Genomic DNA, 7,315 nt, shown 5'->3' on the forward strand with positions numbered 1-7,315 from the left:
TCCCGCCCGCCGAGGCGCCATCGGGGGCCGGTGAGCACGCGCATCGCCGCCGCCCCCGCGGTCGGGTCGGCAACCAGCCGCAGCATCGCCACGACGTCGGCGACCTCGGGCACCGACAGCAGGCCGGCGAGCCCGACGACCTCGACCGGGATGCCGCGGGCGCGTAGGGCGTCGGCAATGGGTGCGGCATCGGCGTTGCGGCGCACCAGCACCGCGGCGGTCGGCGGGCTGACACCCTCGGCGCGTGCCCGCTGGTAGTGCCGGTGCACGTGGTCGGCGATCCACTCGCGCTCGGCTCGTGCGTCGGGAAGCAGTGCGCACGCGACGGTGCCTGGCAACGCGTCCGGGCGCGGGCGCAACGCATGCACGGCAACCGACCGCCGCCGCGCCTCCGCCGAGATGGCGTTGGCCAGCTGCAGGGCGCGCGGCGGGTTGCGCCAGCTGGTGCGCAGCTCCAGGACCGGCGCGGGGGTGCCATCGGCGTGGGGGAAGTCGGTGGTGAACCGCGGCAGGTTGGTTGCCGACGCGCCGCGCCACCCGTAGATCGACTGAATCGGATCGCCGACGGCCGTCAGCGCCAACCCGTCGTCACGGCCTCCGCCGAACAACGCGGACAGCGCCACCCGCTGGGCGTGCCCGGTGTCCTGGTACTCGTCGAGCAGGACGACCCGGTAGCGGTTCCGCAGGTCCCCGCCGACCTGGGGGAAGTTCGCCGCCAGCCGGGCCGCCGAGGCCATTTGCATGCCGAAGTCCATGACCTTCCCGGTGCGCATTCGCTCGGCCAGCGCGTCGAGCAACGGCACCAGCTCGGCCCGCTCGGTCTGGGTGGCCAGCAGCCGGAGCAGCCACTGGCTGGGACCCCGCTCGCGCTGGTAGGGGCCCGCCGGCAGGGTGTGGACCAGCCGCTCCAGCTCCACGTGGGTGTCACGCAGCTGATCGGTGTCCACCAGGTGCTCGGCCAGCTGACCCCACAACCGCAGCACCATCGACGTGACCGCGGCCGGGCTCCTGTCGGTGTGCAGCTCACCCCGATATCCGTTGACCACGTCGAAGACCAGCTGCCAGAGCTCGGTCTCGCTGAGCAACCGCGTGTCGGGCTCAACGGGCAACAGCAGGCCGTACTCGCGCAGCAAGGAGCCGGCGAAAGCGTGGTAGGTGCCGACGATCGGGCTGGCCGCCGGTTCGACGGGCGCCGGGCCCGTGGGGCCGGTCGGGCCAAGGCCGATGCCGGCCAACCGGGCCAGCCGGGAGCGGACTCGTCGCAGCAGCTGGCCGGCCGCCTTGCGGGTGAAGGTCAGCCCGAGCACCTGGCCGGGTTCGGCGTAGCCGTTGGCGACGAGCCACACCACGCGCGCGGCCATCGTCTCGGTCTTCCCGGCCCCCGCCCCGGCGATGACGACCAAGGGGCCCGGCGGGGCCGCGATGACCGCGGCCTGCTCGGCGGTCGGCGGGAAACACCCTAGCGCACAGGCCAATTCGTCCGGGCTGTAGCGCGCGTTCACGGCGCCGACCCGTCGACGTGGGCCGGGCAGCACGGCCGCATCGGGCAGTGCGTGCACCCGTCGTTGCGCCGGGCGATGAATTGCGGCCCCGCGGTCGCGTCGGCCGCCGTGCGGACGAGCTCGCGCCACTCGTCGCGGGCGGCCGGTGTCAGCGGATCCTGCTCGCGTTCGACGGCGCCGCCTGCCCCCGTCTTGCCGATGTACACCAGCCGCGCACCGCCCGGTTCGCTGCCCGCGGCGCCGATCATGCCGTCGGCCACCGCGAGCTGGTACATGGCCAGCTGAGCGTGTTGCTGCGCGTCGTCCTTGCTGACCGGGGTTTTGCCGGTCTTGACGTCGACGATCACCAGCCGGCCGGCGCCGTCGCGCTCCAGCCGGTCGACCCGGCCGCGCAGCCGGACTTCGCCGCCTCGGCGGGCATTGTCGCGCGGCGCCGGTAGGGCCCCGTCGACGTCGACCTCGACGCCGACCTCGCTCAGTTCGGCTCGGGTCTGCGCCCGCCACTCGACGAACGCCCGGATCATGCCGCGGTACCGGGCCAGCTCGTTGGCCGAATGCCAGGGGGCGTCGAAGGGCAGCTGCTCCCACGCCCTTTCCAGCTCGGCCAGCAGTTGCGCTTCGCTTTTGCCCGGCTCAGCGATCAGCGCGTGCAGCACCGAGCCGATGGTCGACCGCAGATCACGGGGGTTGGTGCCGCCGTGGCGTTCGGCGAGCCAGCGCAGCGGGCAGTCGGTGAGGGTCTGCAGCGTCGACGGTGTCAACGTGACGGGCTCGTCAGGGCCGCGGAGCGGCTCGGCGGTGCTGACCGCGGTCAGGCCCTGCCAAGCCGCCGGGTCGGCGCCGGGCACACCGGCCTTGGCCAGCCGGGCCAATTGCGTTGCCGCACAATCGCGGGCCGCGTCGTCCACGGCGTCCTCGGGTGCGCACACGACGCCGCGCAATCGGCCCACCAGCGCGGCCGCCGACAACACTCGCGGCGCTGAAATCGGCTGCACCGCAACGGGATCATCGGTCGCCCACTGTGCGATCTCGAAGAAGAACGCCGAGGGTAGCGCGGTGTCGTCGCCCGCGCCGCCGGCGTCGCCGTCCACGGCGGTCACCAACAGCGCGCGCCGGGCCCGGCCCATCGCGGTGACCAGCAGCCGGCGCTCCTCGGCCAGCAGCGGCGCGGTGGCCGAGGCGTCCTCGGTGATGCCGTCCAGCGCGTCGAGCAGCCGTTGGGTGCCCAGCACCCCGCCGCGCGGAATCGTGTTGGGCCACAACCCATCCTGCAGGCCCGCGATGACGACCTGATCCCACTCGTGTCCGAGCGCGGCGTGTGCGCTGAGCACCCTGACCTGTTCGGCTGTCGACGCCGGCTCGGGGTTGACGCCGGGCAGCTGTAGCGCCGCGACGTGCTCGAGCAGTCCGCGCAACGACGCGCCGGACGTGCGGGACACGTACTGATCGGTGACGTCGAACAGCGCCGTGACCGCTTCCAGGTCCCGGGTGGCCTGGGCCCCCGCGGGCCCGCCGCGCTCGCTGGCCGAGAGCCAGCGGCGCTGCAGACCGGACCGGTGCCACGCCGCCCACAGGGTGAAGCGCGGATCTTGGCCGTCGCGGTGGCAGCGGGCGGCCGCGTCCAGCACGGCGCGCACCCGCCGCAGCGGGCGGGCGTGCGCGCCGGAAAGCGGCGCATCGCCGCGCAGGGCGTCGACCACCAGGTCGCCGAAATTCCTTGCCGCGCCGTCGGATAAGCGTTGCAGCGTGCGGCGCAGCTGCCGCAGCGAGACCGGATCGACGCGACCGATTGGCCCGGTCAGCAACGCCAGCGCCCGGTCGCCGTCGAGCCCCTCGGCGGTGGCCGCCAACACCGTCAACAGCGCCCGGGGCGCCGGCTCCTCGGACAACGGCCCGCCGAGCGCCGGAAGCGCCACCGGGACCCCGGCGGCGGCCAGGGCACGCTGCAGCCGCGCACCGACCCGGGGCACCGACCGGACGATGACCGCCATCTGCGACCACGGGACGCCGTCGACGAGGTGCGCACGCCGCAGCGCGTCGGCGATCATCGCGGCCTCCGCGTGCGCCGAGGCGGCCAGGCGCACCGCGACCGCGCCGTCGTCGGGCCCGGTGCCGTCGATCTGCCTGCCCCCGGTGCTGCCGGGCAGCCGCCGCGCGATGCCGCTGACGGCGCGCGCCACCGCGGGAGCGCAGCGATGCGATGCGGTCAGTGTCACCGACGGCGTATCGCCGTCGAGCAGGCCCGCCGGTTCACCGCCGCGGAACCCGAACACCGCCTGGTTGGGATCGCCCGCGACCAGCGTCAGGTCGGTTCCCGCCGCCAGCACCCGAACCAGCCGTGCCGCCTGCGGGTCGAGTTGCTGGGCGTCGTCGATCAACAGCACCCGGACCCGGGCGCGCTCGACGGCCAGCAGCTCCGGATCGACCGCGAACGCTTCCAGCGCCGCACCCACTAGTTCGGCAGCGCCCAGCGCCGGCGTCGTCGCCTGCGGCGCCGCCGTCCCGACCGCCGCCCGCAGCAACATCACCTGTTCGTATTGCTGCGCGAACTGGCCGGCGGCGCTCCACTCCGGGCGCCGGCATCGACGGCCCAGCCGCTGCAGCTCCTGCGCGTCCACTCCGCGTTCGGCGCAGCGCGCCAACAAGTTTCGCAATTCGGCGGCGAACCCGGCGGTGCGCAACGCCGGCCGCAGGTGCGCCGGCCACGCGACCGCCGCGGCCGGGCCGTCGTCGACGTCACCGGCGAGCAGTTCGCGAATGATGGCGTCCTGTTCGGCGCTGGTGACCAGGCGGGGCGGCGCGTCGCCGGCGCGATCGGCGGCCCGGCGCAACACCGCGTAGGCGTAGCTGTGCACGGTGCGGACCATGGGCTCGCGAACCGCGGCGCGCCGCGCGCCGTCGGTATGCGACCGCAGCAGCGCCCTCGTCAAGGTGCTGCGCTCCCGCATCCCCAGCCGGCCGGAACCGGTAAGCAGCAGAACCGATTCCGGATCGACACCGGCGCCGATCCGAGCGGCCGCGGCATCGACGAGCAGGCTGCTCTTGCCGGTGCCGGGGCCGCCCAGGACGCGGATCATCCCGCGCGCGCCCGGCGCCAGCAAGGCACCGGCGTCGGCGTCCCAGGCGAATGACCCCGACGTGAACGACATAGCGGCATGAGATCACGAGGGTCTGACAAGTCGGCCGCGCCCGCGGACCGCGACGGTCCGGCCTGGCATCATCGACGCGTGACCGATCGATGCGTGACCGGCGACCTTCACGTGCACCGCTACGGCCCCGCCGGCCCGGTGCGGATGCTCGCCCTCCACGGGCTGACCGGCCACGGGCAGCGCTGGCAGAAACTGGCCGACGCGCTGCCCGAAATCGCCGTCGCGGCACCCGATCTGCTCGGCCACGGCCGATCGTCGTGGTCGGCTCCGTGGAACATCGAGGCCAACGTCTCGGCGTTCGCCGCGCTGCTCGACGCCGAGGCCGCCAAAGGAGGGGGGCCGGTGCTGGTGGTCGGGCACTCCTTCGGCGGCGCGCTGGCCATGCATCTGGCCGCGGCCCGACCCGACCTGGTGGCGGGCCTGCTGCTGCTCGATCCGGCCGTCGGCCTGGACGGAACCTGGATGCGGGAGATCGCCGACGCCATGCTCTCCTCGCCCGACTATCCGGACGCCGCCGAGGCCCGCATGGAGAAGACGACGGGCTCGTGGTCGGACGTGGATCCCGCCCTGCTCGACGCCGAGCTCGACGAGCACCTGGTCGAGCTGCCGAGCGGACGGTACGGGTGGCGCGTCAGCCTGCCGGCGATGATGTCCTACTGGAGCGAGTTGGCCCGCGACATCGTGTTACCGCCGGCGGGAACGGCGACGACCCTGGTGCGGGCGATGTGGACCACGCCGCCCTACGTGACCGACCGACTCATCGCGGGTCTTCGACAACGCTTGGGATCCGATTTTCAGCTGCTCGACTTCGAGTGCAACCACATGGTGCCCTACGCCAAGCACACGGAAGTGGCCGCGCTGGCTCGCGCGCTACTGGACGGCCGCTGATCATGGCGCAGGTGACCGACGAGCAGGTCGAGCGGGTCCGCTCGCTGGTCGCGTCCATTCCGTCCGGCAGGGTGGCTACCTACGGCGACATCGCTGCCGTCGCAGGGCTTTCCAGTCCCCGCATCGTCGGATGGATCATGCGGGTCGACTCCTCCGACCTGCCCTGGCACCGCGTGATCACCGCATCCGGGCGTCCCGCGCGGCACCTGACCACCCGGCAGCTGGAACTGCTGCGCGCCGAGGGGATTCTGGCCGTCGACGGCAAGATTCCGTTGCGTGAGGTGCGCTACGAGTTCCCGTCCGGGAGTTAGCGATTAGAGCACCAACCGGACCAGCGCCGCGGTGCGGGCCAGGCCCGGGAAGGCTTCCGCCGTCGACCGCGGATGCAGGGCATGCACCGCGAGGCGAAACATCAACGCGCGCAACAACATCTGCGGCCACTCCGGCAGCGCGCTCCAGCGTTCGATGAGTCCGTCGTCGGCCTCGCCCCAGGACAACGCGTCGACGACGACCACACCCGCGGCCCATGACGCGGGTCGCCAGTAGGGCGTGATGTCGGTGATCCCCGGCGCGGCCGTGCCGATGAAAAGCACTGTGCCGTAAAGGTCTCCGTGCACCAGCTGGTTGGGGCTCTTGGTGGGCCGGCGCAGGGTGGCGAGCTGGTGGATCAGCTCGACCGACCGCTGGGCGTCCGCGCTCGGCGGCGCGGTGCGCGCCCCCGGCGGCACCGAGGCCAACGGCCGCTCCTCCCACGCGGCGCGATCCGCCGCGATGAAGACGTCGACGTCTCCCCACGGCGCGGTGGGCCCCTGGGTCAGGAATCGGGGGCGCTCCAGTTTGCCGGTGGCTTCGTGCAGCCGCACCGCCGCCGAGACCACCTCGTCGTGCCGGGCTTCCGGTGTGCCGGCGACGAACGTGTCGGCTCGCCAGCCCGAGACGACGTAGCGTCCGTCGGTCGAGCGGACCGGCCGGGCCAGGCGCACCCCGTCGACGAACAGCGTCTCGCGGACCCGCGCCGACCAGGCGGCGCGGGCGTGGTCGGCCACGATCGACAACACGACCTCGCCGCATCGCCAGCCGCCTTCCCAGCCGGCGCCGAGGGCGATGGGCTTGACACCGGTCAAACCGAACGCCGTCAGCACAAGTTCGGGCGGCGGCTCGAGGGTCACGCAGACCAGCCTAAACGAGCCCACCTGCGGAATTGCGTCAGTACATCACCATGTCGGGCTGCATTTGCTGGGCCCAGGCCACGATCCCACCCTGCAGATGCACCGCGTCGGAGAATCCGGCCTTCTTCAGCGCGGCCAGCGCCTCGGCCGAGCGCACGCCCGTCTTGCAATACAGCACCGGCATCCGGTCCTGCGGCAGCTTCGCCAGACCCTCCCCGGAGTTGATCAACGACTGCGGGATCAGCTGCGCGCCCTCGATGTGATTGATGTCCCACTCCACCGGTTCGCGAACGTCGATCAGCGCCAGTTTCTTGCCGGAGTCGAGCAGCTCGCGCAATTCCCGCGGGGTGATGGTGGAGCCGGCGGTCGCGTCGGCGGCGTCCGAGGACACCACGCCACAGAAATCCTCGTAGTCGATCAGCTCGGTGATCTTCGGCGTCGACGGGTCCTTGCGGATGCTGATCGTGCGGTAGCTCATCTCCAGCGCGTCGTAGATCATCAGCCGGCCCAGCAGCGGTTCGCCGATTCCCGTGATCAGCTTGATGGCCTCGGTGCCCATCACCGACGCGATCGAAGCGCAGATGATGCCCAGCACACCGCCTTCCGG

Annotated in this window: 6 protein-coding genes; 2 read left to right on the plus strand and 4 right to left on the minus strand. The window is 72.7% G+C overall.

All coding sequences use genetic code 11. The features are described 5' to 3' along the window. Window positions 1-1,532: ATP-dependent helicase (locus A5736_RS15585; RefSeq protein WP_371328390.1), on the minus strand; the 1,532-nt coding region annotated here is incomplete at its 3' end. Further along, window positions 1,499-4,651, minus strand: coding sequence for an ATP-dependent DNA helicase (locus A5736_RS15590; protein WP_076247210.1), 3,153 nt, complete (start codon window positions 4,649-4,651; stop codon window positions 1,499-1,501). The genes A5736_RS15585 and A5736_RS15590, both read right to left, overlap by 34 nt. 93 nt (window positions 4,652-4,744) lie before the next feature. Here A5736_RS15590 and A5736_RS15595 point away from each other — a divergent pair, with 93 nt between their 5' ends. After that, window positions 4,745-5,539, plus strand: a complete 795-nt coding sequence (locus A5736_RS15595) for an alpha/beta fold hydrolase (RefSeq protein WP_076247213.1) — start codon at window positions 4,745-4,747, stop codon at window positions 5,537-5,539. Window positions 5,540-5,541: 2 nt separating this feature from the next. Continuing rightward, window positions 5,542-5,850: an MGMT family protein gene (locus tag A5736_RS15600; RefSeq protein ID WP_076247212.1), complete on the plus strand. Its 309-nt coding sequence runs from the start codon at window positions 5,542-5,544 to the stop codon at window positions 5,848-5,850. A gap of 3 nt (window positions 5,851-5,853) precedes the next feature. Here the strand turns inward: A5736_RS15600 and A5736_RS15605 are convergent, their stop codons facing one another. Both A5736_RS15605 and A5736_RS15610 read right to left on the minus strand, forming a co-directional pair. Next, the gene (locus A5736_RS15605) at window positions 5,854-6,708 is read right to left on the minus strand and encodes a TIGR02569 family protein (protein WP_076125800.1); all 855 of its coding nucleotides are present in this window, start codon (window positions 6,706-6,708) and stop codon (window positions 5,854-5,856) included. A gap of 37 nt (window positions 6,709-6,745) precedes the next feature. Then, the coding region (locus tag A5736_RS15610) for a rhodanese-like domain-containing protein (protein ID WP_254848377.1) at window positions 6,746-7,315 on the minus strand (570 nt) is incomplete at its 5' end.

Origin of the sequence: Mycobacterium sp. SP-6446, assembly GCF_001954045.1 — a bacterium.
Classification (GTDB): Bacteria; Actinomycetota; Actinomycetes; order Mycobacteriales; family Mycobacteriaceae; genus Mycobacterium.